Origin of the sequence: Halapricum salinum, assembly GCF_004799665.1 — an archaeon.
Taxonomy (GTDB): Archaea; Halobacteriota; Halobacteria; order Halobacteriales; family Haloarculaceae; genus Halapricum; species Halapricum salinum.
On record NZ_CP031310.1, the window covers coordinates 2,154,487 to 2,180,509 of the forward strand.

Annotated in this window: 23 protein-coding genes; 12 read left to right on the top strand and 11 right to left on the bottom strand. The window is 64.3% G+C overall.

The window, feature by feature from the left end; translation table 11 throughout:
- Positions 1-29: 29 nt before the first annotated feature.
- Both DV733_RS10780 and DV733_RS10785 read right to left on the bottom strand, forming a co-directional pair.
- The gene (locus DV733_RS10780) at positions 30-803 is read right to left on the bottom strand and encodes a TrmB family transcriptional regulator (RefSeq protein ID WP_049994691.1); all 774 of its coding nucleotides are present in this window, start codon (positions 801-803) and stop codon (positions 30-32) included.
- A gap of 1 nt (position 804) precedes the next feature.
- Positions 805-3,834, bottom strand: a complete 3,030-nt coding sequence (locus tag DV733_RS10785) for an MMPL family transporter (protein WP_049994690.1) — start codon at positions 3,832-3,834, stop codon at positions 805-807.
- 636 nt (positions 3,835-4,470) lie between these two features.
- On the opposite strand from DV733_RS10785, the gene DV733_RS10790 reads away from it, so the two are divergent.
- The 3 genes from DV733_RS10790 (at position 4,471) to DV733_RS10800 (ending at position 7,207) form a co-directional block, all read left to right on the top strand.
- On the top strand, positions 4,471-5,070 hold the full coding sequence (locus DV733_RS10790) for a TetR/AcrR family transcriptional regulator (RefSeq protein ID WP_049994688.1): 600 nt from the start codon (positions 4,471-4,473) through the stop codon (positions 5,068-5,070).
- A gap of 181 nt (positions 5,071-5,251) precedes the next feature.
- Positions 5,252-5,644 carry a zinc ribbon domain-containing protein gene (locus tag DV733_RS17925; RefSeq protein WP_079979554.1) on the top strand — a complete coding sequence of 131 codons (393 nt, stop codon included), beginning with the start codon at positions 5,252-5,254 and terminating at the stop codon, positions 5,642-5,644.
- A gap of 96 nt (positions 5,645-5,740) precedes the next feature.
- Entirely contained in the window at positions 5,741-7,207 is a 1,467-nt protein-coding gene (locus DV733_RS10800; protein ID WP_049994686.1) for an MATE family efflux transporter, read from the top strand.
- A gap of 165 nt (positions 7,208-7,372) precedes the next feature.
- On the opposite strand, the gene DV733_RS10805 is transcribed toward DV733_RS10800, so the two are convergent.
- The gene (locus DV733_RS10805; RefSeq protein ID WP_049994685.1) at positions 7,373-8,863 is read right to left on the bottom strand and encodes a M23 family metallopeptidase; all 1,491 of its coding nucleotides are present in this window, start codon (positions 8,861-8,863) and stop codon (positions 7,373-7,375) included.
- 109 nt (positions 8,864-8,972) lie between these two features.
- Between DV733_RS10805 and DV733_RS10810 the strand changes: the two genes are divergently transcribed.
- Positions 8,973-9,908, top strand: coding sequence for a DUF7351 domain-containing protein (locus tag DV733_RS10810; RefSeq protein WP_049994684.1), 936 nt, complete (start codon positions 8,973-8,975; stop codon positions 9,906-9,908).
- Here DV733_RS10810 and DV733_RS10815 read toward each other — a convergent pair.
- The gene (locus DV733_RS10815; protein ID WP_049994683.1) at positions 9,897-10,481 is read right to left on the bottom strand and encodes a response regulator transcription factor; all 585 of its coding nucleotides are present in this window, start codon (positions 10,479-10,481) and stop codon (positions 9,897-9,899) included. The genes DV733_RS10810 and DV733_RS10815 overlap by 12 nt on opposite strands.
- Before the next feature lie 179 nt (positions 10,482-10,660).
- On the opposite strand from DV733_RS10815, the gene DV733_RS10820 reads away from it, so the two are divergent.
- From DV733_RS10820 to DV733_RS10830, 3 genes are all read left to right on the top strand, one after another.
- Complete coding sequence (locus DV733_RS10820; RefSeq protein WP_049994682.1) at positions 10,661-11,014, top strand: winged helix-turn-helix domain-containing protein; 354 nt, start codon at positions 10,661-10,663, stop codon at positions 11,012-11,014.
- 153 nt (positions 11,015-11,167) lie between these two features.
- The gene (locus tag DV733_RS10825) at positions 11,168-12,802 is read left to right on the top strand and encodes a PAS domain-containing protein (RefSeq protein ID WP_049994681.1); all 1,635 of its coding nucleotides are present in this window, start codon (positions 11,168-11,170) and stop codon (positions 12,800-12,802) included.
- Entirely contained in the window at positions 12,799-14,430 is a 1,632-nt protein-coding gene (locus tag DV733_RS10830; protein ID WP_049994680.1) for an ATP-binding protein, read from the top strand. Before DV733_RS10825 ends, DV733_RS10830 begins: the two co-directional genes overlap by 4 nt.
- Before the next feature lie 7 nt (positions 14,431-14,437).
- Here the strand turns inward: DV733_RS10830 and DV733_RS10835 are convergent, their stop codons facing one another.
- The 6 genes from DV733_RS10835 to DV733_RS10860 all read right to left on the bottom strand — a co-directional run bounded on the left by DV733_RS10835 (position 14,438) and on the right by DV733_RS10860 (position 20,821).
- Positions 14,438-15,952 carry a bacterio-opsin activator domain-containing protein gene (locus DV733_RS10835; RefSeq protein ID WP_049994679.1) on the bottom strand — a complete coding sequence of 505 codons (1,515 nt, stop codon included), beginning with the start codon at positions 15,950-15,952 and terminating at the stop codon, positions 14,438-14,440.
- An 18-nt stretch (positions 15,953-15,970) separates the two neighbouring features.
- Positions 15,971-16,963 carry a sensor histidine kinase gene (locus DV733_RS10840; protein WP_049994678.1) on the bottom strand — a complete coding sequence of 331 codons (993 nt, stop codon included), beginning with the start codon at positions 16,961-16,963 and terminating at the stop codon, positions 15,971-15,973.
- A gap of 167 nt (positions 16,964-17,130) precedes the next feature.
- Entirely contained in the window at positions 17,131-17,655 is a 525-nt protein-coding gene (locus DV733_RS10845; RefSeq protein ID WP_049994677.1) for a hypothetical protein, read from the bottom strand.
- Positions 17,656-17,749: 94 nt separating this feature from the next.
- Positions 17,750-19,084, bottom strand: a complete 1,335-nt coding sequence (locus DV733_RS10850) for a hypothetical protein (protein WP_049994676.1) — start codon at positions 19,082-19,084, stop codon at positions 17,750-17,752.
- A gap of 296 nt (positions 19,085-19,380) precedes the next feature.
- Positions 19,381-20,037 carry a helix-turn-helix domain-containing protein gene (locus DV733_RS10855; protein ID WP_049994675.1) on the bottom strand — a complete coding sequence of 219 codons (657 nt, stop codon included), beginning with the start codon at positions 20,035-20,037 and terminating at the stop codon, positions 19,381-19,383.
- Between the two features lie 190 nt (positions 20,038-20,227).
- Positions 20,228-20,821 carry an LURP-one-related/scramblase family protein gene (locus tag DV733_RS10860; protein ID WP_049995334.1) on the bottom strand — a complete coding sequence of 198 codons (594 nt, stop codon included), beginning with the start codon at positions 20,819-20,821 and terminating at the stop codon, positions 20,228-20,230.
- A 227-nt stretch (positions 20,822-21,048) separates the two neighbouring features.
- Between DV733_RS10860 and DV733_RS10865 the strand changes: the two genes are divergently transcribed.
- Both DV733_RS10865 and DV733_RS10870 read left to right on the top strand, forming a co-directional pair.
- Positions 21,049-22,695, top strand: coding sequence for an NADH-quinone oxidoreductase subunit D (locus DV733_RS10865; RefSeq protein ID WP_049994674.1), 1,647 nt, complete (start codon positions 21,049-21,051; stop codon positions 22,693-22,695).
- Positions 22,692-22,997: a DUF7562 family protein gene (locus tag DV733_RS10870; protein ID WP_049994673.1), complete on the top strand. Its 306-nt coding sequence runs from the start codon at positions 22,692-22,694 to the stop codon at positions 22,995-22,997. Before DV733_RS10865 ends, DV733_RS10870 begins: the two co-directional genes overlap by 4 nt.
- Before the next feature lie 24 nt (positions 22,998-23,021).
- Here the strand turns inward: DV733_RS10870 and DV733_RS10875 are convergent, their stop codons facing one another.
- Positions 23,022-23,585: a metal-dependent hydrolase gene (locus DV733_RS10875; RefSeq protein WP_049994672.1), complete on the bottom strand. Its 564-nt coding sequence runs from the start codon at positions 23,583-23,585 to the stop codon at positions 23,022-23,024.
- 101 nt (positions 23,586-23,686) lie between these two features.
- On the opposite strand from DV733_RS10875, the gene DV733_RS10880 reads away from it, so the two are divergent.
- Genes DV733_RS10880 through DV733_RS10890 form a run of 3 tightly spaced genes read left to right on the top strand, consistent with a single transcriptional unit; the run spans position 23,687 to position 26,003 of the window.
- Entirely contained in the window at positions 23,687-23,962 is a 276-nt protein-coding gene (locus DV733_RS10880) for a hypothetical protein (protein ID WP_049994671.1), read from the top strand.
- Complete coding sequence (locus DV733_RS10885; protein ID WP_049994670.1) at positions 23,963-25,033, top strand: DUF4350 domain-containing protein; 1,071 nt, start codon at positions 23,963-23,965, stop codon at positions 25,031-25,033. It abuts the gene before it with no gap.
- Entirely contained in the window at positions 25,026-26,003 is a 978-nt protein-coding gene (locus tag DV733_RS10890) for an AAA family ATPase (protein WP_049994669.1), read from the top strand. The genes DV733_RS10885 and DV733_RS10890 overlap by 8 nt, the downstream gene beginning before the upstream one ends.
- The last annotated feature ends 20 nt before the right edge of the window (positions 26,004-26,023 follow it).

Here is a 26,023-nt window from a genome sequence, read left to right on the forward strand (position 1 = left end):
CGAACCGGTAAATCGCTACAGCGAAGATATCAGAGGGAGACAGTCTCGTCGAACCAGCTGTCGAGCAACTGTATCAACACCGTTGCAAACCCGGATTCGCGGCTCCAGATGGCCGCTTCAGAGCTAGTAGAACACTCCGCATCGTCGTACCCGAGAATGCTGAGCAGCACGGCTTCTTGATCGACGATCAGGACCCGGCCACTGTATCTCTCGGTCGTCTCGTCGCTATCGACGAGGAACGTGCGGACGTTCGTCAGTGCGTCGAACTGGTCTACGACTGTCGGATTCGCGCTCAGTCCAGTGACAGTCGGCCCTTCTGTCGCCTTCTCTTCGAGGGCCACGGCAGTGGACTCGGTAAGTCGGTCGGGCGCTCGGACGCCGTAGACGACCGAATCGTCTGCCTCGTCGATCAGTGCCTGGATCCGGTGCTCGACGTTCTCACGCCCGCGAATCGTCCAGACGTCAGCCGAGGATTCGGCGTCGTCGACGCGAGTCGACCGGACGGCTTCGAGAAATTCGAAGGCTTTCGCTTCCGCATCCTCGTATCGTGCCTGAAACCGGGCGCGTGCTTCCGAGAGATCGACGGAATGGTATCGGCGTGGCTCGGACTGTTGCTCTTCGACGAGGCCCTGCTCGGCGAGGCTGGCAGCGGTCTCGTAGACTTGCGAGCGAGGGACATCCGAAACCGCTGCGATCTCACTCGCTGTCCCGGTCTGGAGTCGCTGCAACGCGACGAAGACGCGCGTCTCGTAGGTGGTCAACCCGAGATACTCGAACGCGTCGGTCGGGATCTCCTCGCTCATCTCAATCCTCCGCCGCGGCGGCAGTCGCGGCTGGGGTATCCTCGACACTAGCGTGATCGGGTCCGAAGAACCGCGTCCAGACGACGAGCAGACTCGGCAGAACGAGTACGCTCGCGAGGAACGCGTAGATGATCGTCATGCCGGTGATGATGCCGAACTGCTGGAGCGGCGGCAAGATCGCGAATGCAAGCACGCCGAAGCCGCCGACGGTCGTCGCGGCACTGCCCAGCAGTGCGCCACCGGTCCCGGTGACCGCCGTCTCCATGGCCTCCCACATAGTGTCGGCCCGTTCGAGTTCCTGATTGTACCGCTCGGAGAGGTGGATACTGTAGGCGACGCCGAGTCCCACAGTGAGACTCGTGATCATCCCCGTGAGGATGTTGAACGGAATCCCCAGCAAGAACATCGTCCCCAGGATCCAGGTCACGCTCAACACGACCGGCATGAGCGTGAACGCCCCCAGTGACGCGCTCCCCTCGGTGATGCGGTAGGTAAACATCAGGAAGGCGAACACGGCGACGAGCGTGATGAGCAGACTCTCGATCACCGTGTCGAGCAACTGGTCCTGGATGATCTTGAACAGAATCGTCTGCCCGGTGGCTGTCGCGGTGAACGTCTCACCGTCGACCGTCCCCGCGATGTCCCGCATCTGGGACGTCACCGCACTGCCAGAGGCGCCACCCTCGACGGAGATGACCATCCGGACGGCCTCGTAGGAACCACTCTCAGTGCGGTGGATCACGCCGGCTGCCTCACCAGGAGCGGTGGCGAACAGCGAGTCGTAGACCGCTTCGACGTTCTGGTCAGGTACGCCGTCGCCGTTCGTATCCGCCTGTTGGAAGGTGGCGTTGAACGACTCGTTTTCGGCTGCGACTGACTCCATGACCGACAGCGGGCTCCGGATGTCGGGGTTGCCGTCAGAGAGGACCTGCACGTTCGGTGCGACCGAATCGTTCCCGGCGGCTGTCCGGGCCGCCTGTAACTCGGTCATCCCCTCGGTAGTGGCGACTGGCCCTTCGATCAGGACCTGTGCCTGGGAGTCCTGGCGCAGGAAGTTCTCGTTGACGTACTCGAGGTTTTCCTTCGCGGAGTAGTCCCCGGGCTTGAACGGCTCGGGTAGATTCTTCGTCCAGTCCGGCGGGTCTTCGGCGAGGAAGTCCTCCTGATTGAAGCTGGTATCGACCTGCGAACCGCCGACGGCACCGACCGCGCTGATCAAGACTGCCCCGAGGATGACGACGTACGGCGCTTTCCGAGCAGCGGTCGAACCCGCGCTCAGCAACGAGCTGAAGCGGCCGCCCCCGGTCCCGAAGGCGGTCTTCTTGCGGTCGATCCCTCGACCTTCGAGGAACTCGTCGATCTCGACTTTCAGTGCCGGAATCAGGACGCCGAACACGGCCAGGGCCGCGAGGATACCGACGGCACTGACGATCCCGAAGTCCTGGATCGGCGGGACTGGGCTCGTCAGGTTCGAGAGGAAGCCGATGGCGGTCGTCGCTGTCACCCAGATCAGGGCGACGCCGACGCCAGCTAGTCCTACGCGCATGGCACCGCGGACGTCACTGGCGGTGTACTCGTTGTGTCGCTCCTCGCGGTGGCGCATGAAGGTGTGGATCGCGTAGTCGATACTGAGCCCGATCAACAGGACGGGCACGGCGACGAACATCTGGTTGAACGGAATCTCGGCCCAGCCCATGAACCCGAACGTCATGACGAGGACCGCACCGATTCCGACGATTCCCAGCAAGATATCCAGCAGATCTCGGTAGGCGACCACGAGCGCGAGGACGACGAACAGCAACGCGAGCGGTCCGACGATCGCCAGTGAGTCGGCCATCGAACGGTTGATCTCGTCGGAGATCTTGCCAGTCCCGAAGACCAGGGCATCGTCGTTCTCCTCAGCCGCCGCCGAGACCACCGTCTCCATGGCGAGCTGAGAATTCACCAAGCGATCGCTGGCAGCACCCGTCGCCAGCTCACCCTCGGTCGTCTGGGTGACGATCCACATCGTGGCGCTGGCGTCGGTGCTGCCCGGGTCGTAATCGGTCGGCATGAACGCGAACGCCTGGCCGCCGCCACCGTTCTGGCTCAGAACCTGCGTGATGGTGGCGTCGATCTGAGACTCGTTCATCGAGTCCAACTGCTCACGCTGGGCAGCTAGCGAGGCCGAGCTTGCGTTTTCCAGGCGCGATTGCAACCGCTGGAGCTCCGCACCGAGCGACTGGAGACGGTTGGCCTTCGACTCCAGTTCATTGCCACGGTCTTCGAGTGTTGCTCGATCACGCTGGAGCTGCTGATACTCACTCTGGAGGACACCGCGCGTCCCGAGTCTGAAAGCCGCCTCGACCTGGGACTGGTTCGTCGCGGCCCGGAGCCGCTGGACCGACTGATTGAACGTCGCAAAGTCCTCGGCGTCCAGTTCGACACTCGTGTTCGCCGAGACCTGCTCGAACTGCGTGCGGGCGTCCACGCTAGATTGCTGTTGTATCGTCTGCAAGGCACGTTCGAGTCGGTCGGCAGTCTCGTTCAGCGTCGCTGCACGCTGCTCGAGCCTGGCCGTCTGCTGTTGGATGGCCGAACGCTCACTTGTGACGGTGGCGTTCAATCGCTCGAACTCGGCCGCAGTCGGCTCCAGTTCGCGGGCGATCTCACCCTGGATCCCCGCAGTCGCGACGATGTTCGGGATGCCGACGATGGCGTTCTGTCCGGCGAGTGTCCCGTTTACCGACTCGTTCGCACGGAGCTCCGCCTGCATCTCCAGCATCTCCGTCAACGACTCCTTGTCGAGGACGTTCTCGTCTCTGACGATCACCTGGACCGTCGTCGTGTTCTCCTGTCCGGTCGAGAAGTTGCCCTCGATGTAGCTGAGCTTCTCTGACTCGGTCGTCTCGCTCTGGAACTGATCGAGCGAAGACGACTGTGACACCTGCGTCGCCCCGGCACCGACTGCCAGCGTCAGTACCAGCATCACGGCGATGGCGATCTTGCTGTGTTTCGTCACCTGCTCGAAGGCGTCTTCTATCAGTCCCACTGTCCGACCTCCGTCCCTGTTTGTAGTCGCATACTTACTAACCTCTGTAGCTGACTAAACGTTCAGTTTATATAACCGTGGCGATTTCCTGACCGCTCATTCAGGGAATCTTTCCTCAGCAAGATGGGAGTCGAAAGACGGAGAAGAACCGGCCAATAAGTGAGTAATCGAATCGGCGCGCAGTACGGTCGACGACCGGCTCGAGCTCGGTTTCACTTGGTACCTTAGAGAGTGTCCCCTGTTGTATCGCCTGAGTCAACCTGCACAGTAGAAATTCCGTTGCGTCCATTGCGGTGTCTTCGTCGGCCGTCTGAACCACGATCTGGTCTTCGGATCGACCACTGCTCACTGACAGCGTGTACGTCACGGACCCCGAATCGGACGCCGCACCTCGCAACGTCACGTCCAGAGACTGACTCGCTTCTGTTGCGTACGTGAACTGAAAATCCGTGTCGTCGTATCGGCCGACTGCGGTCTCTATGTTCCACTGCTCGGGGACAGTAATCGACGTTGCCATCGTGGCTGACTAACTATTCAGTCAGTATAGGTGTTTCGCTCGTTCCAGCGACTTGAAAGACCGTCACTACGCGTAGAGCCAACGCTTTTGACCGTCGGCGCTGAATCTTCAGTCAGGAAATGAGCGATTCAGACGGGGAAGGCGACACGAAAGTCGCGATGATGGAGGCGACCTATCGAGCGTTGTGTCAACACGGGTATTCCGATACGAGTATCTCGAAGATCGCCGCTGAATTCGAGAAGAGCAAATCGCTCCTCTATTATCACTACGATGACAAAGAAGAGCTACTCGAAGACTTTCTCCACTACATTCTTGATCAACTAGAAACTGATCTCGAGTCGATCGAGGCGGAGACCGCTCACGAGGAACTCCTCTCGATCGTTGATCGGTTGCTTCCTGAAGACATCGACGGCGAACAGATGCGATTCCGGCGAGCGGTGCTGGAGTTGCGGGCGCAGGCACCGTACCACGACGCGTACCGCGAGCAGTTCGCTCGTTCCGACGAACTGATCCTCTCGACGTTGGTCGATGTTATCGAGCGCGGTATCGAAAACGGTGAATTCAGATCCGTCAATTCGAGAGAGAAAGCAGAATTCGTCTACTCCCTCACTTACGGGGCGATGGAGCGAGGGATTCCACTCGACGATCCAGGGGTCGTCAACTCCACACGTGAGATTGTCGTGTCCCACCTCGAATCGCAACTGGTGAAATTTGCATAGCTCGTTTTCAGTCAGCGATGGAATTAAGGTGACTGAATGGTTAGTCAGTAATGCTGGTAGTAACCAGCATAGATGTCAGAGGCAATCGGGATTTTGGCGCTCCTCCTCTGGCTCCCGACTCCATCCCCCTCTTTCGAATGTTGTGCGAAGGATTAATACTGACTGAATGTTCAGTACAACTATGGGACGTCAACACTCGAACCGGCGCCCAGTGATCGCTGTACTCCTGGCAGCAGTGCTGACTGGGTTGGGACATCTCTATTTGGGGCGGCACAAACGAGCATTCGGTTGGGTCGCTCTATCACTGTCGGTGGTAGCACTCTCGATACCTGACCCGCCACCGGCATCGGTGGTAGCGCTGCTGCCAGCACTGTTTGTGTTCACTCTGAGTGTCCTCGACGCCTTCTGGATCGCTGTACGAGATCGCGGCAACAACGGATTGCAGAGAGATTCGTGGTCGTCTCACTCTCCTGGAGAGTGTCCCGTCTGTGGGGAGGATCTCGATCCCGAACTGGACTTCTGTCCGTGGTGTACTAGCCGACTCGACCGGCAGACGGAGACGGCAGAGGAGTGACGTATCGGTGTCTGGTATCCTGTACCCGGTTGCAGACGATCTCGAACTCATCCGGATACTCGTTGGTGAGCATCGAGCGATCCGAGGAGGAAACGCGTGAGTGAGACTGATCGGTCGGTCGACGTGACCGATGGCGACCTCCTGAAACCACTGGTCGTCCTCTCGCTGCCGATCGTGCTCTCACAGTTGTTGCAGGTCGGCTACAACCTCGCGGATACGTTCTGGGTGGGCCGACTCGGACAGGAGGCGGTCTCGGCGTTGTCGTACTCCTGGCCGCTGGTCTTCCTGATGATCTCGGTCGCAGGTGGATTCACAGTCGCCGGGACTGTCCTCGTAGCACAGAACAAGGGCGCGGGCAAAGAGGACCGTGTCGACTACGCCGCGGGCCAGACTATCGCCTTCGTCGGCCTCGTAGCCGCTGTCTTCTCTGTGCTGGGATACGCCTTGACTCCTTGGCTGGTCAATCTCATCGGTGCGACGCCCGGTACCGCAGAGTACCGACTCTCTGTCGCATATACCCAAACGATCTTTGTCGGGGTCGTCTTCATGTTCGGGTTTTTCGTCTTCCAGGCGCTGCTCCGCGGTTGGGGTGATACGCGAACGCCGCTGTACCTGATGGCACTCGGTGTCGCACTGAACGTCGTCCTCGACCCGTTCTTGATCCTCGGATTCCAGGAGAACGTGCTATTGAGCGGACTGGGTCTCGACGGCCTCCAGGCGTGGTTATATGCGGTTACCGGATTCGAGGGCTACGGTGTCCAGGGAGCCGCGATTGCGACAGTCCTCTCACGGGGGCTGGGTGCAGTGCTAGGTCTGGTATGGCTGTTCTCCGGGCGGATTGGGATCCACATCTCGCTGTCTGACCTACGGCCCGATCCCACGATGGTTCGTCGGATCGTCTCAATTGGGGCCCCATCGTCGATCGAACAGTCCACACGAGCACTGGGTATCGTCGTCCTCACCGCACTTGTCGCGTTCGCCGGGGACGACGCCGTCGCGGCACTCGGTATCGGCAACCGGATCAACTCCTTGGTGTTCCTCCCGGCAATGGGGCTAGCCCGGGGTACCGAGACTGTCGTCGGGCAGAACCTCGGCTCCGACCAATCGGGACGGGCCAAGCGTGCTGTCGGCTACAGTGCGGGTATCGTCGCCACCGTTCTCGCGGTCATTGGCGTCGTCGCCTACGCCTTCGCTGAACCCATCACAGCCGTGTTTATACCGGGTGCAGAAGACGTTATCTCGATCGGCGCCGACTACCTCCGGATCATCGGTCCGACGTTCCTGTTCATCGGCGTCTTCCAAGTCGTCCAGGGGGCCTTCCGCGGCAGCGGATCTACGAGGGTCGCGATGGTCTTCGCAATCCTCTCGCTGTGGGTGTTCCGTCTTCCGCCCGCCTACGTATTCATGGAGTGGGTCGGACTCGGCGCGACCGGCGTCTGGTTCGCTATCGCGCTCTCGAACGTGCTCTCGATGGTCGCGGCGACGCTCTGGTTCCTTCGTGGAACCTGGACTGAGTCCGTGATCGAGGACCGCCCTACGCCAATGGTCGAGGACGACGCCTGATGTTTCCACCGAGATTATGATAAGTAATATCACAGTATCGCCTGATACGGACTGCTGTACGTCTGTTTCGCATTGACCGCACGACTGTGCTCGTCACGGTACATCGCTACAGCGGTCCGTATGATACGTCCACGGTGGTGGGGAGCGCCATCCGAAGTCGACTGATCAGACCCTCCACGAGACGATGTACGCCAGGAACCCGAGCCCGAACAGCCCGATCCCGAGAGGGACAGTACTCGCCTCGGGAACTCCGGCCACGACGTCGAGTCCACCGACGAGTCCCGCCGCGATCGCGAGGCCAGCAGGGAACGGAACCGCGTCACGACCGAGCGATCGACCGGCAGTAACGGACTCGAACAGACGCGAGGCGACGGCCAGCCCCATCGCACCTCCGAGGACGACTGCGATCGTCGACAGCGTCGAGAGGAAGATTCCCGCGAACACTGTCAGGATGCCGCCCACGGCTACCCCTGAGGCAACCCCACCGAGCAGCCGGCCGACCGTCCAGGATCGGTTGTCGACGGTATCGTCTGGCTCCGTCTCCGTGGCTGTCTGGTCCAGCTGGTCGGCCTGGCTGACGCGCTGGCCGACGTGGACGTACTGTCGCTCCTCCTCGGTGTCGGGAGCCGTCCAGTCGGCGGTCTTCGTGACGTCGGTACCCGGCGTCTCGACCTCGATGTCGTCGAAGGCGATCGGGAGCCCGGCAGCGAGTTCGAACGCAGGGTGGTCCTGCATCTGAAAGTGCAGGTGTGGCTCCGCGGAGTTGCCCGAGTGGCCACAGCGCCCGATCTGTTCGCCCCGCTCGACGCGGTCGCCGGGTTCGACCGCGATACTGCCGGGGACGAGGTGGACGAGCGTGCTGTACTCCGACTCGGCGTGGCGGATCGTCACGGAGTTGCCGACGACCGAGCGCTTGAGCGGGTGGGAGAAGCCGCCGCCACGGGGAAACTCGGGGTCGCCGTCGCCCACTGCGACGACGGTGCCGTCCGCGGGCGCGACCACGGGCGCGTCGTAACAGTAGTAGTTCTCGATGGACGTGTCCGCGTCTTCAGGTCGAGTCCGGCCTTCCTCGTCGGTGATCACGAAGTCGTAGGCGTAGCGCTGGGTCGCGGGGAACCAGGAGTGCGAATAGTCCTTGATCGGGCTGCCGTTGACGACGGCCCAGTCCCCTTCGACGGGCAGTCGGTAGGACGCCGACTGGGCGTACGTCTCCGGACTGGGGAGCGATCCGCGGTGGCGGACGATGGCGACGACGCTTCCCAGCAGTTGCATCACGTCCTGGCGGAGCACGAGCGGGTTGAGAAACGTCGGGATCAGACTCCCGAGGAAGGCGAGCGTCGGTCGCAAGCCGTCGTCCATCACGAGCCAGTCGCGCGGATCAGTCTCGTCGGCCTCGTCAGTCTGCTCCTCGTCGCTGAACGCGTCTCGTACGGCGCTCACCAGCATCGCGGCGAACGGCCAGAACGCGAACAGGCCGAACAGGTAAAACAGTTTGAATATCTCCAGCGATGGGAACTGGTCTCCAACGAAACCCAGCGGGCCGAGCAGGGCGAGCGAAAACGGGCTGATCGACGTGAGTCGATCCAGCACCCGCGAGTGAACCGGTGGGGGATCCGATTCGGCAGCGGGGTCCGATTCGGTGGCGGTTTCAGTCATAGTCGATGACACGGCCGAGCGATAGTTAGGTATTCTGCGAACTCGAATTCACAAGAAGTTCTAGCACACCAGTCGGGAGATTCAATGTCGTGCCCGAGAAACGATGGATATGGCCGACGAGGGCGATCCCAGTACCTCTGACGACGAGCAGGTCGTCTCGAACGCGGCGTTCGCGCTGCTCGGCCACCAGGTTCGCCTGGACATCTTGCGGGCCTTTTTCGATTCCTACGACCCCGTCGACCCGGACTCGAGGGACGACGTCCGAGCCGACCGAACGCGGTCGTACTCCGAGCTGATGGCTAGCGTCGGCTTGCGAGACAGCGGGAAGTTCAACTACCACCTGGAGAAGCTTCGCGGGGTCTACGTCGAACAAGTCGAGGACGGCTACGTCCCGACGGCGAGCGCGGTCGCGCTGTATCAGGCCGTCGTCGCGAACCGGCCGACCGAGTCCGTCGCGGTCGACGTCGATATCGACACCCCGTGCCCCGCCTGTGGGGCCGACCTGACGTGGGGATACGAGCAGGAGTATCTCACCATCGAGTGTGAATCGTGCGAGCAGTTCTGGGGACTCACCTATCGCTTTCCCAAGAACGGACTGCTCACGCAGGACGCCGAGGACGTCTACGAGGCGCTGTACGACCGGCTGATGCACCACGTCGGGCTGGCGCGAACGGGCCAGTGCCCGGCCTGTGCCGGCGTTGTCGAGCGAACGATTCCCCCGTCCCGGCTGGACGGCTCGGCGACGCCCACGGTCGAACTCGACTGCGGGACCTGCTCGTGGCACGCCACGGTCGATATCGTGAGTGCCCTGCAGTTCGAACCTCGCGTCATGCGGGCGCTGTTCGAGCTCGGGATCCCGCTCGACAGCGGGACGCAGGCCACGGAGGAAGTCTTGCCGACGGTGACCGGCCGGGAAGCCGAGGAGTCGACTCACGCGACCATCGAGATCGCGACCGACGAGGGGACGGCGACTGTCATCGTCGACGAGACGCTTGGTGTCGAGAGAGTCGAGGTAGACGGAGAGACCGGCTCATCAGCGCGGTGATTCTTCACGGCCGATCCCTTCGAAGCGGTCGAGGACGGTTTCGTCTCTGAGGAGTCGGCGGGCGCGATTACGAAGCCGATCCGCTCGCTCGACGACCGCCGCATAGCCGTCGTGATCCTCCCGGTGGTGCTCGCTGGTCTGGGCGTCGACGACGGCCCGTTTCGACTCGGCGCTGAAGTACGCACCGAGCACCTCGTAGGCGAGGATCTGGCGCTGCTGGTCGATCACTGTACGCAGATCTTCGCGTTCGACCGGCTTGCAGAGGTAGTCGTCGAACGGGAGTTCGAGCACGTCGAAGTCCGGGTCGACCGCAGTCACCATGACGACGCGACCGTCGTACTCCCGGTCTGTGAGTTCGGCGAGGACCTCGTCGCCCGACAGCCCGGGCATGTGCCGATCCAGGAGGACGATGTCGATCTCTTCGTCGTCGATCGTCGCCAGTGCCTCCTGACCGCTGTAGGCCGTCTCGACGTCACAGAACCCTCTCAGACGAAGTGCATAGGCGTCTGCGACCTCGCGCTCGTCGTCGACGACGAGCACGCGAAGAGCCTCGTGTGGATCGACAGCAGACATGACTGGACGGCGAGTATCCGTGTGTCGGTGCTGGCGCTACATAATAGCTCCCGTAGCGCCCCAGCGCGGGCCACCGCTCTCGCCGCTGCCTCGATGTCTGCATAGCTAGAGTGTCGTGCACCCAATCGTCTGGATAGCTAGCCATTCGTTCCAGTACGGAAGGGGGTGATCACACTAGTATGTCTGCCCACCCCTCCACGTCGAAGCGCGCAGTCGAACGAGACGACGCGACAGACCTGTCTGCCAGCGAGTTTCTCGATCTGTTCGGCGACGAGTACACGCGGCAGGTGTTCGAAGTCGTCGCCGAACAACCCCGAAGTGGTCGTGCCGTCGCCGAGGCGGCCGACATCTCTCGCACGACTGCTTACCGTCGCCTCAACGATCTCCGTGACGTCGGCCTCGTCCGCAGTGAGATCACGCTCTGTCGCGACGGCCACCACAGAGAACAGTTCGAGGCTGTCAGCACGTCGTTCTCGATCTCGCTCGACGGCGACGGCATCGAGACGCGTGTCCGTGACGGTGGCCGATCGTGAGAGACGGTATTGCTCTGACGCCGTGTCTGCCCACACTGGACGCCGCCCGTGGGGGCCACCGTTTAGGGGCCCGCGGTTCGAGTCCCGCATAGCCAGTCGATATCGACGCATGGCACGGAATAGACTGTCAGGATTCGGTTCCAGGGTTCGCCGATGAGTTCCGCGACGTCGATGGCCGGACTGTTCGGCAGCGTCACAGCGGTAGTCGCGAGTGCGGCGTTTCTGTCGGCCGTTCTCCGCTCTCGCCGACAGCCGACGGCACGACCGCTGCTGGCCGTTGCTGCCGTCCTGGTCGCTGGCGCGGTCGCACACCTCCTGCTGGTCGAACTCGCGCCGTTCCGAGCGGCGTTCGGACTCGCTGCCAACTCTGCGACGAGCGGTGGTCTCTGGCTGCTCGTGGCGGTCGACGTAGCCGCGCTCGCGAGTGTGGCGTGGTTCGTATTCGCGCTCCAGTACACCGGCCGGGACGATCGGGCGTCCTCGATCGCGGCTGTCGCCGTCGCGGTCGTGGTCGTCCCGTTGCTCGTCCCGCACGCCGTCCTGACAGTGTCGGGATCCGTCGTCGGGTTCGAGACGGCGACGCCGAATCTGGTGCTCGGCGCTGCGGTCGTCCTCGCCGAGGCGCTGGCGCTCGTCGGCGTCTTTCTCGTGGTCGACGCGACCTTCCAGCACAAGGCCTTCTCGGCGTCTCAGACCCTCCTTCAGGTCGTGGCAGTCGGCTGCATACTCCTGCTACCGTTCGTAGCGACGACCGTACGACGCCCCGTGGCGACGCCGCTTCTGATCGCCGTCGCGAGCGCGCTCTTTGCCGGACTGGTGTCCCGATATCGGCTCTTCGAGACGCTGCCCGTCGTCTCGGTCGTCGGCCGCGACCGCGTCATCGAGGAGATGACCGACGGCGTCGTCGTCGTCGGCGACGACGGGCGACTTCGTGATCTGAATCCCCGTGCAGAGTCGCTGTTCGACGTCGACCGGTCGACAGCGATCGGCGAGCGCCTCGCGGCGGTCGCGCCAGCCCTCGCGGAGGTCTCGACGACGGGCGAATCCCCCAGCGACGTGCGACTCGACTCCGGTCGGACGGTGTCGGTCAGCACCGAGACGATCCCCGACCGTCGGGGTCGCGTCCTGGGACGGCTGCTCGTCTGTCGTGACGTGACCGAGCAGCGACGCCAGGCCCAGCGTCTCGGCGTGCTCACGCGTGCCCTCTCGGGGGTGACGAGCGAGCAGCTGCGGAGCGTCACCGACGTGACCACGGCGATCGCTGCCGACGAACTCGATCCAGAAGACGGCGGCGACCGCGTGCGCGAGGCGGCGACAGAGACGGCCACGCTGGTCGCCAGCGTGCGGGAGATCGAACGCGCGCTCTCGACGCTCGATCCGGCTGCTGATGGCCCCGGGCGGCGCTCGTCGACCGATCTCGACGCCCTCCTGGACTCGCTGTCGGTTCCCGAAGAGGCGGACCTGCTAGCCGAGACGGCCGACCAGCCAGGCCAGATTGTGGCAGACACGACTCTGGCACGAGCGACGCTCGAAACGCTGGCTGCCGGGCCGGACGAACCGACGATACGGGTGGCAGACGACGCGGATGCGATCACGATTTCGATCGCGCCGTTCGACCCCACGGGAACGGACGCTCTCGAGTCTCACGCCCTCCGGATCGCCGAGCGTGCCGCAGCGAACACGCCGTGGGACCTCGACGTCGAGGCGGATTCGACGCCACCGAGAGTCCGGCTTCGCTTCCAGCGGCCCGCCGGCGAGACGCCGTCGCCGGGTGGTGACGCTGGATGAGTGTCACACTGCTCGCGATCGATCTCGCGACCGTCGGGACGGTGTGTCTGCTGGCGGTCGTCGGACTGCGTGAACGGGATCGGCCGGGCGCGCTCGTCGCGAGTGGGCTGTGGCTCGTCCTCGCGGTCGTCGCCGCGGGAGCCGTTACCGCCCGACTGGGGCTTCTGCCGATTCGACTGGCGCTCGCTCTCGCACTCGGTGGCTGGCTCGTCGCCGTCCCCCTGTGGGCCGGATTCGTCTTCGCCTACACCAGTCGCGGGCCGGCGCTCACTCGTCGAAGTGCCCTGCTCGCAGTGGGATACGTCGCCGTGCTGGGACTCGGACTGCTGTGGAGTTCGACGGCCGGGGAGACGGCCGGCGGATTCGTCCAGGTCGTGATCGCCGCCTTACAGACGCTGTTGCTCGGTGTCGGGCTGTTCGGCGTGTTTCTGGTCGTCCGTGCCTGGCGGATCGACACCGGGCTCTCGGGCGGCCAGGCACTCGGACTCTCACTGGGCGGGATCTGCCTGACGCTGTTGCTGTTCACCGTCAGCACGCTCGACACGCTGGCCGCCGAGACGATTCCCCCGACGCTGTCGGCTGTCCTCGCGACGGCCGCATTCGGATTCGCGACCTCGACGGTCGGCGCAGCGCTGTTCGAGGACGCGCCAGCGACCGGACCGCTGGCGCGACAATCCGTCCTGGAGACGATGCGCGAGGCGGTCGTCGTCACCGATCGTGAGGGGCGGCTGGTCGACGCGAACGCGGCCGCCGAACGGACGTTCGGGATCGCGCTCGGTTCGGACGCCGGACGGGCGGCGTCCGCAGTCGTCGGCCACGATCTCGACGACCTCACCGACGAGACGGTGACGATAGCGACGCCCGGCGGCACTCGTGAGTTCGACGTCGGTCGATCGGTGCTGACCGACCGCCGGGGCGAGACGATCGGCCGGTCCTATCGGTTTCGAGACGTGACCGACCGCCAGACCAGACGCCAGCGGCTGGAAGTGCTCGAACGCGTCCTGCGACACAATCTCCGCAACGATCTCGACGCGATCCGCGGGTTCGCCGAAGCGCTCTCCGACGGCGTCACCGACGATCCAGACACTGTTACCGACCGGATCGACGCGATCGCGACCGATCTCGTCGAGATCGGCGAGACCGTCGCGCGCGCCGAGCAAGTCATGGCGCGCAACTCGCTGGAATGCGAACTCGTCGACCTCGAAGTGCTCGCCGCCGAGGTTCTCACCGGGACCGACAACGAGGCAGTCGAGTCGACGATCACAGTCACGGGTCGGAAACGGCCGCTCCGGACGGATCGAGAAATCCTCCGGACGGCGCTCAGGGAAGTGGTCGCGAACGCCGTCGAGCATAGCTCGCCGAGCCCGACCGTGGCGATCGACATAGAGAGACGTGACGAGGGGGCCCGGATCGCCGTCCGTGACGACGGGCCGGGCATCCCAGCGCGCGAACGGCGCGTCCTGCTCGATGGCGAGGAAAACCCGCTTCGACACGGGTCGGGCGTCGGCCTCTGGTTCGTCTCGTGGGCGGTGACGCGTCTCGGCGGCGACCTCGCGGTACGGACGCCCGACGAGGGCGGGAGCGAAGTGATTCTGACGATCCCCGATCGCAGTGAGTCGGGCCGATAGGGGCGTTTCACTCCCGAAAGAACGTCTCTAGCAGTTTTCGCTGGCCGGCCCGGAGGTGATACAGCAGCGTCGAGCCGGTGATGTCCAGCGACGCTGCCACTTCCTCTGCCGAACTGCCCCGCGGCGACTCGAAGTAGTCGGCGAGATACGCGGTGTGGAGGACGGTCTCCTGGCGGTCGGTGAGACGGTCGGCGAGTTCGTCGCGGAACTCCCGGGCGGTCGTCACCGACCGCTCGCGGTCGTGTTTGGCGCGGACGTCGACGTCGAACTCGCTCGTCACGGTCGAGACGATCCGTCGCACGTCGCTCTCGGGCGGGAGGTCGACGACGAGCTGGCCGCCGTCCGGCTCGTAGGTCGCTCGCCTGACAGTCCCGCCGAGCGAGCTGACGGCGAGCAAGGGCGTCGAACCTCGAATTTCGACCTCGACAGCTCCGCTTTCGTCGATTTTTCTCACGTGGACTACCTCGGGGCTGTCGGCCGCTGCGTCTGCGACGGCGTCGAGACCCGCTTCCTCGGGCGTCAGGTAACACAGGATTGCGTCGTTCTCGTGGGGGACGAGCCCGCCGAGCGCGAGCGTCGTCTCTAGGGTCGCGGCTACGTCTCGAAGTGGCGAATCCGGGCCGACGCCGAAGGTCACTTCCGTGACGGTGTCCGAGAGGAGGAGATTCCGGTTTCTGGCGGCCGTGACGGCGAAGCCGGCGACCTCGCCGAGCGTCTCGAAACTCGCCCGCTCGCGTTCGGAGAAGGCGTCGGTCCGGCCGGCGTAGACACCGACGACGCCGTCGGCGGTCGAGCCGTACGACAGCGGGATCGCCAGCATCGACTGGACACCGTCGCCGAACGCTGCCAATCGGACACGTTCGGGTACGGCCGAATCTTCGGCGATCGGCTGTGCGACCTGGACGCTCGCCTGTTCGATGGCACGCTCTTCGGGCGTCGTCGCCGGTCCGTCGATGGCCTCGCGGATGGCCTCGAAGGTTTCGCCAGTCCTGCCCGCGACCGACCGGACGGCGAGCCCGTCCACGTCGAGTCTCCGTTCGCCGACCCAGGCGAACGTCCAGAGATCGCGCTCGCCGAGTTCGCGAGCGAGGGTCTCCTCGATCTCCGCTCGTGACGAGGAGGCGACGAGCTCCCGCAGGACCGCCGACCGCGTCTCGTCGACGATGGCAGTTCGACGACGCTCCGCCCTGAGTTCCGCGACGGTTTTCTCGGCCCGTCGACGAGCGGTGACGTCCCGCAAGTACACTGTCGCCCCCGTCTCGGCAGGGACGACCGACACGTCGAGCCACCGTTCGATCGGTGGATAGTACTCCTCAAAAGACGTCTCGGAGACGCTCGACCCTTCGAGTGCCGACAGCAGCGAGTCCTCGACGGAGTGGGGGACGACCTCGGCGACGGCAATTCCCGTCGGATCGCTGTCGACGTCGAGCAACTCCCGGGCGACGTCGTTGCACTCGGTGAGAGCGCCGTCGCTCGACACTGCGAGCACGCCGAACGGAGCCGCCTGGAGTCGATCGTCCATGTCTGTGCCTCTCGGTGTTCAGGTATCGGTCTGGTGGTCGAAACGGATCTCGAAGCGAGCGCCGCCGCGCTCGGCGTCGGTAAGCCTGATATCCCAGCCGTGGGCCTCGACGATCCGCTCGACGATCGCCAACCCCAGTCCAGTCCCGCGGTCGTGGGTGGTGTATCCGGCCTCGAAGACGGCGTCGCGTTCCTCGCGCGGGATGCCCGGGCCGTCGTCGGCGACTGCGAACCCGTCTTCGAGCGCCTCGACGACGACTGCGACCGTGTCGTCTGCTGGGTCGGCGTCTCCTGCGCTCGGAGAACCGTGCTCGACTGCATTCCGAAACAGGTTCTCGAAGAGCCGACGGAGCCGGTCTGGGTCGGCCGTCGTCTCGGCGAGTCCGCTCGCGACGGTCAGCGACGCCCCTTCTGTGTCGACGGACTGCCAGGCGTCTTCGGCCGCACGCTCTATCGAGACACCCCTCGCGGGATCGATCACTGCCTCGCCACGGGCCAGCGTCAGCACGTCACTGATGATGGCTTCCATCCGGTCGTGCGCGTCGGCCATCGCCTCGAAGTGCTCGCTATCGCCGGTCTCTGCGGCTGCTCGGCGATGCGCTTTGGCGACGTCGAGTGGGTTGCGGAGGTCGTGGCTGACGATACTGGCGACGTGGTCGATCCCGACCGGCTCGATGGGTGGCGTCTCCGCCAGCGACGTGAAGACGAGCGTTCCCGAGTCATCGTCCGACCGAACGTGTCGCACGGCGTACGAACCGGGTGGCCCGTCGAGGGCGATCCCGACCGAGTCACCACGAACGATGGCTGCTCGGGCGTCGCGCTCGCCGGTCGATTCGACGCGGTCGAAGCGCTCGAAGAGACCCGAGATCGACTCGGGTAGCGGTGCGTCGACGGCCGCTTCGAACGCCTCGTTGACGTCCGTGACGACTGCGGCGTCGTCTTCGAGGGTGTAGGCGAGCGCCGGGTCAGGGTATGAATCGAACGGGATCGCCGGTCGGTGATCGTCTGTCATTGGTGGTCGGTTCCGGTTATTCGATCGCTCGCGAACACGCGCGAGCGGCGGCCATACAGAACCCTGTGACGGATTCGGGTTTAGTGTTGTGCCCGCGTTGCTGGCGGAGAAACACTGCGACTCGGGGCTGCCCGCGAGGCGCGACTCTCCATGCTCATCCGTACGGGTTAGCCGTTAGTACGCGTGGTCGTCACGTTTTCGAGATCGGAGAACTCGTCGATGACGGTGACGAACACGCCGCCGCTACCGTCTTCGACGCCGATCGCGACGACGATGTGCTGCTCGGACGGGTCGGTCACCTCGACGGTTCGTTCGGCAGTGATCGCAGCGTCGGTCCCGGGACCCTCGTCGAGCGTGACCGACACGGTGTACGTGCCGCCTCCAGTGAAGACGCCGCCGTAGGTGGTCGCCGAGTCCTCGCTCTCGGCGTCTTTCTCCGGCGGGATGTCGAACGTCGTATCGAGCCCGGTTTCGCTTGCGGGGTTCGTGACTGTGATCGATCCCGTGACTCGGTGGTTCGTGGTGTTGAACACGTTCACGTCTTCGAGGACGAGTTCGCCGAAAAAGTCCAGAATCTCCGAACAGCCGGCCAGCAGGAGGGTGGTCGTTCCGCCTGCGGCGGTGAGAAAACGGCGGCGATCGATCGGTCGGTCGGCGAGACGATCCAGGGCGGACTGGTGGAGGGTGTCCATACGAGAGCGATGGCGCGCTCGAGATATCAACCCGCAGCGCGTGTTTCGCGTCGAGCAACACGCACCCTCGACCGGGTAGTGGGGAGCGGCCGGGTCACAGTTCGGTCCGCGCGACGATGCCCGAGGCGTCGTCGACGGTAGCGATCACGACGACTTCCTCGTCGTCCGACGCGACCTGCACGTTCACGAAATTCATATTCTCCGGCGTCGACGTCGAGATCTCGCCCCCGGAGGGTCTGGCTCTGATCGTCACGCTATCGGCCGCGACCGTTCCGTGAAACTCGACGCGGACGTGCCCCTCGTCTAGTCTGGGTTCGAACGCGAACGTCACGTCTTCGACAGCCTCGGTGACTTTCTCGGGAACGTCCTCCCCGGAGGGGACGGGCGTCCCTTCGGGCGCGCCGGGTTCGGCGAATCCGATGTCGAGGACGTCGTCGGTGTAGGTCCCTTCGAGGGACAGTCGGTTCTCCTCGATCGACAGCGACGTGTCGCCGGCTGCGGAGCCGAACCGGTTCTCGATCCGGTCGGTGTGGTCGTCGTCCAGAGACGAGTCTTCGAGCGCGAGCGTCGCGGTGAGTTCGCCGTCTTCGGGCGCGAACGAGAGCGTCGAGAGGACGTGGTCGTGCTCGGCGAGCAGTTCCGTCGACTGACTCATCGACTGGTCACCCCAGAACTGTTCCGCGAGGTCGACCGAATCCACCCAGCCGACCGAGAGATTGCCCGTGCCTGCGGTGTCGAACAACCACCCCGCTGTCTCGTCGGTCTCGGCGAGTCTGTCGTGGTCGCCGCGTCGCGTCTCGATCGCTGTTCTGACCGTAGATTCTGTGTCGGCGATGACGACGGCGTCGGAGCTGAGCCCGAGGATTTCGCCGTCTTCGGTGCCCGCCTCGTACAGCGTGTACCCGCCGATGTCGTCTGTCGGCGTGAACTTGATCTCGCCGAGGATTCCGTCCGTGCCGGCTCGCAGCGATTCGTCGGCCGCTTCGACGTCGATGTCGCCGACGCCAATGGTGGTGTCGTTCGTCACGTAGAGTTCGGTCACGCCCTGGGTCGGCCGGTCGGGATCGACCAGACGACCCAGTCCGCTGGCTGCGATCGCCAGTGCGCCGCCGGCGATCACCTGCCCGCCGACCGCGAGCGGGGTTCGGACGAGCGGGTCATCGAGTTCCTCGGCTCCGGGGAGGTCCGGAACGTACTCCGTGGAATCTGATCCCCCGTCTGAGGGCAGAAACAGCGGGATGACTGGGTCGACGCCGGTGTTTTGCGACGTGACCGTCAGATCGAGGTAGGCCATCAGGAACGGCGTCGCGTCTGCCGGGAACCACTCGGTATTCGGGTCCGATCTCGGCTCGCCCAGACAGCCCGCGAGTGAGAGTCCCGCGGCTCCGACTCCAAATTCGAGCAGTCGACGGCGGGTGAGTTCGACCATCGCTGTGGAGGGGCGGTGCGTGTACAGACATCCTCGTTCCCGCGATAAAGAAATTCCGGACGGACGCGTCTGCGAGCCTGCCGGCGACTGTTGCTGTATCTGCAACACTGCCTCGTCGTTGAATACCGTACAGGCCCACCGAACGAGTATGACGGTCAGCAAGACCCGACTCGCCGGTATCGTCCTCACGATCGCGCTCGCGTACAGCCTGTTGCGCTACCGCACTGCCGACCCCGAGGAGGTCAGCAGCTACGTCGACTAGCGGCGTCGGCAGTGCAGTCGTGACAGATGGCGGATCAGCGTACGATCTCGCGAAACACACGCTGTTCGACTTTTCGGAGGTGTTCACCGGCTGTCCCGGGAGCGATCCCGACGGCCTCGCCGACGGCTTCGAGTGACGCCCGGCGAGGGTCGTTGTAGTAGCCCAACTCGACCGCCGCTTCGAGCACTTCCTCCTGGCGAGTGGTGAGCAGTCTGCCGAACGTCGAGTCGTCGGCCTCGTACTCGCCCATCTCGAGAACCTCGACTGTCATCGAGTCCAGCTCCTCGACGTACCCCGACAGCGCCTGGAACGTCTCGTCGGTCCCGATGTACGTCACCGTGAGATCGTCGTCGTCGGTGAAGCGAATCGGCGTGTCGACGACCAGTAACGATTCACGCTGGAGTGTCAGCGCCCGACGAACCTCCTCCGTCGGCTCGAAGTGGCTCACGGCCATCCAGCGGTCCTCGCCAGCGGTCAAGTAGTTGCGAACGTGTGGGGACGCTGCCATGATCTGTCTGTACCGCTCCTGGCTGCCACTGGCTTCGGCGAGCAGCAGAACAGTATCGTCAGCGAGCAGATCGACGTGATGGATGGCCCGCCGCTCGATAGCCTGCTCGTCGGTCAGTTGTCTCCCGAGTGGATGAAACGCGCCATCCCCCTCGGGTTTGACGACCACCGTGAGATACCGCATAGGCTTCCCCTGGGACGCGTGGGAGTAAATTGTCACGAAGCGTTGCCAGTGATCGCTGTCGCGACGTACCGCGACGACCGCACGAGTGGGTGCGGTCGATGTGGAACGACCCCCATCGATAACCCTCCTCACGAACGCAATCGCAGAGAACCGGACGAACGGGACGAACGCCAGGGGGACTCGGACGGGATCAGTTCTCCTGAATCGCGTCGATGACAACTGTGGCCGCCACGATCGGACCGACCGGGACTGAACTGCGATCGCGAATCGTGACCTCGTATCGGTCGAACACTGCGAACCCGCTCTCGACGGTCCCGACGGAGGACCCTTCCGGATCAGCGATCTCGAACGAATGGCCGATCCACTGGCCCGCTGGCAACAGCTTTCGCGCCAGCGTGTAGAGCGCGCCTCGCGAGTTGATCGTGGCCAGGATCGATTCGTCCTCCGCGTCGCGGATTCGCCAGGTGTCCTGCAGGAGCGAAACGTCGTTGTCGAGCACGACGAGATCCTCTCCCGTCTGACCGTCTGTGAGCAGGTAGTCCCCGGCGATGTCCCAGTTTCCAGTGGCCTCGACAGTGAACAGTTCAGTGCCGTCGGTATCGACGAAGGGGAACGTATCGTTGCCCTCGTACATCTCGTGAGTACAGCGGAAGATCGTCTCTCCCGTGACGTCTCTGACCTCGTATTCCGGTCGAAAGTTCTTGTCTGTCCCCGTCTGCTCGACAGTGTACTCGGTCCCGGAAAGTCCGAGTGCGCTGATTTCGTATCGCTGAGGGTCCCGCATCATGTGAGACGGTAGGTCGATCATCCAGGTAAATCCAGCACGACTGTTTCACCGCGAGCAACAGACTGGTGGGATCCGTACCGATAGATGAACGTTCGCACTCTGCTCGCGTCGACACGGTCGCCACGGATCGAATCCGCTGTGTCTCCACGCGCTCTCACTTAAATAACAGCGCTGGTGAGGCAGCGCGCCTACCGCTGTCCGTCGGCTACCATTGCTCGTGAACGATGCAACGTCAGCGACAGTCGACCGTCGACGAAGACGTGGCGAAAGCGGTCACGACTCTCCACGACGGCGCCGTCGTCGGCCGTGACTCACACGAGAATGCCTCCGCGGTCGTGATCCGGGCCGATCGCGTCCAGCAGGTGCTTTCGACGCTTCGCTCGGAGCTGGGGTTCGATCACTGCTCCTGCGTGACAGCTCAGGAGTACGCAGACCGCTTCGAGACGGTGTATCACCTCACCAGCTACGACGACCGGACGCGCGAGTTCTCGGTCGTCGTTCCGACGGCGAAAACCGACCCCGTAAGCGAGTCGGCCGCGCCGGTCTATCCGACGGCCGAGTGGCACGAACGGGAGGCCTACGATCTGGTCGGGATCGAGTACGCCGACCATCCGGATCTGCGGCGAATTCTCTTGCCCGAGACCTGGCAGGGCCATCCGCTCAGAGAGGACTACGACCAGAACCGGCCGCAGATCGTGCCGCTGCGTGAGCACGCCAACCCGCTTCAGGACGACCACCGCGAGGGTGGGACGGACACGATGTTCCTCAACATCGGGCCACATCACCCGTCGACCCACGGCGTGCTCCATCTGGAGGTGACGCTGGACGGCGAGCAGGTGGCCGACGTCGAGCCGGACATTGGGTACATCCACCGCTGTGAGGAGCAGATGTGCCAGCAGTGTACCTATCGCCACCAGATCATGCCCTATCCCGATCGGTGGGACTGGGGCGGCGCGGGCCTGTGCAACGAGTGGGCTTACGCCCGCGTCATCGAGGACCTGGCCGACGTCGAGGTTCCCGAGTACGCCCAGGTCATTCGGACGATGTGCACCGAGTTGTCGCGCATGCTCAGCCACTTCCTGTTCACCGCGATGTACGGGCTGGACGTCAGCGGCGAGTTCACGGCCACGTTCATGTACGGCTACCGGGATCGGGAGGTAATTCAGGACATCCTGGAGGACCTGACCGGCCAGCGGCTCATGTTCAACTACTTCCGGGTCGGCGGCGTCGCCTGGGACGTTCCAGAACCCCGTGCGGAGTTCTTCGAGAAGGTGCGCGCGTTCACGAGCGACCTCCCGCGAAAACTCGAAGAGTATCACGCCCTGCTGACGGGCAACGAGGTCTTCCAGCTCCGCTGTGTCGACACCGGCGAACTCTCGCCCGACGTTGCCAGAGCCTACGGGGTCACGGGGCCGGCTGCTCGCGGGTCGGGTATCGACTACGACCTCCGGCGAGACGACCCCTACGGCTACTACGACGAACTCGACTGGAACGTCGTCACCGAAGACGGCTGTGACAACTTCTCGCGGGTGCTCGTCCGACTTCGGGAGATCGAGGAGTCGGCGGCGATCGTCGAGCAGTGTGTCGATCTGCTCGAAGCGTGGCCGGCAGACGAGCGCGCCCTCCAGGCCAACGTGCCGCGGACGCTCAAACCCACTGGTGAGTGCTATCGGGCCGTCGAGGGTGCCAAGGGCGAACTCGGGATCTACATCCGTGCGGACGGAACGGACACCCCTGCGCGATTCAAGATTCGTGGGCCGTCGTTCTCGAATCTGTCCGTGTTGCCGGAGATGGCGGAGGGAGAGTCCGTGGCCGACCTCGTGGCGACGCTCGGGAGTCTCGACGCGATCATGGGCGAGGTGGACCGATGACCCCCACGGAGTTGTGGAGCGCCGACACCGACCAGCAGGTGACCTGTCTCGCCTGTGGCCAGACGCTCGACCGTGAGGAGGCTCGCGAGTACGACAAATACGGCGACCGCTGGGATCGCGATGGCAAGACCTTCGAGTATCTCTGCAAGCCCTGTGACCGTGATCGCTGTCACCAGCCTCGCGACGGACTCGAAGCGACGCTCGTCGCGGCCGACGCCGGCCGAACCGATCGCGAATCGTTCCTCAGACGGTACTGCGAACTCGACGCCGGCGATACCGAGTCGGCCCGGAGGCGCTCCTGACGAGCGATTACGACAGTGACAGGTTCACGCTGTCGAGAACGCGTCCCTGAGACGGCCGATCCCGTCGACGACCGCCCGCAGTACGTCCCGCAGCCCGGGCACGCCGTCGTGAATCCACAGCGCGACGGCGAGGACGAACAGCAGGATCTCGAACCCGCTGGTGAGCGTAACTTCGAACGCGAGGAAGTGTTCGACGATCCCCGCAGACTCCGAGGGATATTCGATCGGCTCGATCAGCGGCCAGCCCAGGAAGCCGACGTAGTACCACTCGCCGGTCAGTGCGGGATAGAGCGCGTCCGTCCCGAGGTGGGTCAGGTAGCCCGTCGCCAGCGCTGCCGCGACTCGGCGTCTCCGTCCGTCTAACACCACGATGAGGCCGACCAGCAGCGGGAGGGCGAGGACCAGCGAGTGCCCCAGCGAGCGCCCGTTCGGGAGTAGCGGGATCGTCCACGCGAAGGGCTTGTCGATCAGATCCGGCAGTTGCGTCCCGAGCGCCAGCGCGAGCAGCGAGACCGTCGATCGCGCCCCGTTCGAATCGAGCGCGCGATAGACGAGATAGCCGGCGGCGAGATGTCCCCAGGGCCACATGACTCGCTCTGGGACGCGGGGACACTTACGCGTTCCAGTTTTGGTTCTGTCGGCGGCGATGTCGACACATTCTAAGGCGATTCAGCGCAAACTGGATGTGAATGGCGACACCGAGGCGGCAGCGATTCGTCCACGGCCAGGCAGCCTGGATGCTGACGGCACTCGTCGTGTTAGCGGTGCTCGACGCGCTGTCGCTGTCGTTGTTCTTCGTCGTGTCGTTCGTCGGCTTTCTCGTCTTGGTCGAACTCACGGCTCCGTTTCAGGTGACGCCGCGGTGGCGATCACGACTGAAGTGGCTGATACTCGCCGGATTGATCGTCTTCGTGGCGATCGTGATTCGGCGGATTCTGTCGATTCTCCCACCGGGGGTGCTCTGAGTGGTCGACTGGCAGGTCGTCGGACCGCGTGCGGTCGTACTGGTCGTCCTGCTCGTCGCCAATGTCGCACTGGTCGGGGCGATGAGCGCCTCGGACACGCCCTATGGAACGTACAACGGCGACTGGGACGGGACGGCGGATCTCCGGGAGACGGTCGAGGAAGCGGGTCTCGAGACGACGGTCGCGATCGGCGCGGCCGCCTACGAGGACGTCTCAGCGGGCGAGGCGACGGCGTTCGTCGTCGCGCCACAGCGCGAGTACGGTCCCGTGGCGACCGCCCAGCTCCGGCAGTTCCTCTCGCAGGGTGGCACGCTCGTCGTCGCGGCCGAGTCAGAACGGACGAACGGGCTTCTGTCGGCACTCGATGCGAAGGCGCGGATCGGAAACGGGACGATCCGTGACGAGCAGTCGAACTACCGTTCGACGGCGTTGCCGGTCGCGACGAACGTCTCCGAGCACGCGCTCACCGACGGCGTCGAGCAAGTGACGCTCAACTACGCCAGCCCGCTCGTCCCGAACAACGCGAGCGTCCTGGTCTCGACTGCGCCGACCGCCTACGTCGACCGCAACGGGAACGCGACGCTCGATCCCGACGAGTCGATCGGTACCGTCCCGGTCGCGAGCGTCGAGCGCCTGGGATCGGGGCGGCTCGTCCTCGTGAGCGACGCGAGCGTGTTCACGAACGCGCTGCTCGAACGCGAGGGCAACGAGGCGTTCGTCCGCGCACTGCTCGACAATTCGAGTGCTGCCCTGTTCGACCAGTCACACGGCGGTCCGGTCCCGCCGCTGCAGTACGGACTGCTCGTCCTCCGGACGACGCCGGCAGTCCAGTTCGGCCTCGGGCTGGTGGCGTTCGGGCTCCTCGGGTTCGTCGCGATGGGCGGGCCGGGCCTGCTCGCACGGCGAGTCCGGGCGCTTCGTGCGGACCAGCGGCCACGTCGTGTCGAACTGAACGACGCAGAGATCAGGGCCTACGTCGCGAGCCAGCACCCCGACTGGGAGCAGGATCGGGTGCGCCGTGTGACGGAAGCGATTATACGTCGCCGGGAGATACCGGAGAACGATGACTGATCCGTCGGCACTCTACGAGCGCGTCCAGTCGGAGGTCGGGACCGTCCTCATCGGCAAGGACGAGCTCGTCGAGGCACTCACCGTCTCGCTTCTGACCCGGGGGCACATCCTCCTCGAAGGCGTGCCCGGCGTCGCGAAGACGACGCTCGCGAATCTGTTCGCCCGGGCGACCGGCCTGGAGTACAACCGGATTCAGATGACGCCCGACATCCTCCCTGCGGACATCACCGGGACGTACATTTACCGCGAACAGGAGGGCTCGTTCGAACTCCAGCGCGGGCCCGTCTTCGCGAACCTGATCGTCGCCGACGAGATCAACCGTGCGACCCCGAAGACCCAGTCCGCGCTGCTGGAGGCCATGCAAGAACGCCACGTCACCATCGAAGGCAATACCCTGGAGTTGCCCGACCCGTTCATGGTGATCGCGACCCAGAACCCTATCGAGATGGAGGGGACCTTCGAACTGCCCGAAGCCCAGCGCGACCGCTTCCAGGTCAAGCTTTCTGTCGATCTACCCGACCGCGAGGAAGAGGGCGAGCTGCTCGAACGGTTCGACGCCGACCCGACGCTCGGCCCCGACGGCGTCGAGCGCGTGGTGACGATCGAGGAGCTTCAGGAAGCACGCGAGGTCGTCCAGAGCGTCCACGTCGCCGACGCCGTCCGCGAGTACATCCTCGATATCGTCGCGGCAACGCGATCGAACCCCGATATCGACCACGGTGCGTCGCCGCGGGCGTCGATCGCTTTTCTCAACACCGCGAAAGCCCGGGCGGCGATCCACGGCCGCGAGTACGTCATCCCGGACGACGTGAAGACGATGGCCGCGCCCATCCTCTCACATCGACTCGTGTTGAGCACGGACGCCGAACTCGGGAACGTCTCCCGCAGCCAGGTCGTCGAGGACGTCCTCTCGACCGTCGAGACGCCGAGTTCGAAGGCCGTCGCCGAAGCGGCGCCTTATAGGGAGTAAATCAGGCATGACGTTTAATT

Bases quoted from the DNA above. Each gene is read 5' to 3' on its own strand.
- DV733_RS10780 (WP_049994691.1), bottom strand. From the start codon at position 803: ATGAGCGAGGAGATCCCGACCGACGCGTTCGAGTATCTCGGGTTGACC.
- DV733_RS10790 (WP_049994688.1), top strand. From the start codon at position 4,471: ATGAGCGATTCAGACGGGGAAGGCGACACGAAAGTCGCGATGATGGAG.
- DV733_RS17925 (WP_079979554.1), top strand. From the start codon at position 5,252: ATGGGACGTCAACACTCGAACCGGCGCCCAGTGATCGCTGTACTCCTG.
- DV733_RS10805 (WP_049994685.1), bottom strand. From the start codon at position 8,863: ATGACTGAAACCGCCACCGAATCGGACCCCGCTGCCGAATCGGATCCC.
- DV733_RS10810 (WP_049994684.1), top strand. From the start codon at position 8,973: ATGGCCGACGAGGGCGATCCCAGTACCTCTGACGACGAGCAGGTCGTC.
- DV733_RS10815 (WP_049994683.1), bottom strand. From the start codon at position 10,481: ATGTCTGCTGTCGATCCACACGAGGCTCTTCGCGTGCTCGTCGTCGAC.
- DV733_RS10820 (WP_049994682.1), top strand. From the start codon at position 10,661: ATGTCTGCCCACCCCTCCACGTCGAAGCGCGCAGTCGAACGAGACGAC.
- DV733_RS10825 (WP_049994681.1), top strand. From the start codon at position 11,168: ATGAGTTCCGCGACGTCGATGGCCGGACTGTTCGGCAGCGTCACAGCG.
- DV733_RS10830 (WP_049994680.1), top strand. From the start codon at position 12,799: ATGAGTGTCACACTGCTCGCGATCGATCTCGCGACCGTCGGGACGGTG.
- DV733_RS10835 (WP_049994679.1), bottom strand. From the start codon at position 15,952: ATGGACGATCGACTCCAGGCGGCTCCGTTCGGCGTGCTCGCAGTGTCG.
- DV733_RS10840 (WP_049994678.1), bottom strand. From the start codon at position 16,963: ATGACAGACGATCACCGACCGGCGATCCCGTTCGATTCATACCCTGAC.
- DV733_RS10845 (WP_049994677.1), bottom strand. From the start codon at position 17,655: ATGGACACCCTCCACCAGTCCGCCCTGGATCGTCTCGCCGACCGACCG.
- DV733_RS10850 (WP_049994676.1), bottom strand. From the start codon at position 19,084: ATGGTCGAACTCACCCGCCGTCGACTGCTCGAATTTGGAGTCGGAGCC.
- DV733_RS10855 (WP_049994675.1), bottom strand. From the start codon at position 20,037: ATGCGGTATCTCACGGTGGTCGTCAAACCCGAGGGGGATGGCGCGTTT.
- DV733_RS10860 (WP_049995334.1), bottom strand. From the start codon at position 20,821: ATGCGGGACCCTCAGCGATACGAAATCAGCGCACTCGGACTTTCCGGG.
- DV733_RS10865 (WP_049994674.1), top strand. From the start codon at position 21,049: ATGCAACGTCAGCGACAGTCGACCGTCGACGAAGACGTGGCGAAAGCG.
- DV733_RS10870 (WP_049994673.1), top strand. From the start codon at position 22,692: ATGACCCCCACGGAGTTGTGGAGCGCCGACACCGACCAGCAGGTGACC.
- DV733_RS10875 (WP_049994672.1), bottom strand. From the start codon at position 23,585: ATGTGGCCCTGGGGACATCTCGCCGCCGGCTATCTCGTCTATCGCGCG.
- DV733_RS10880 (WP_049994671.1), top strand. From the start codon at position 23,687: ATGGCGACACCGAGGCGGCAGCGATTCGTCCACGGCCAGGCAGCCTGG.
- DV733_RS10890 (WP_049994669.1), top strand. From the start codon at position 25,026: ATGACTGATCCGTCGGCACTCTACGAGCGCGTCCAGTCGGAGGTCGGG.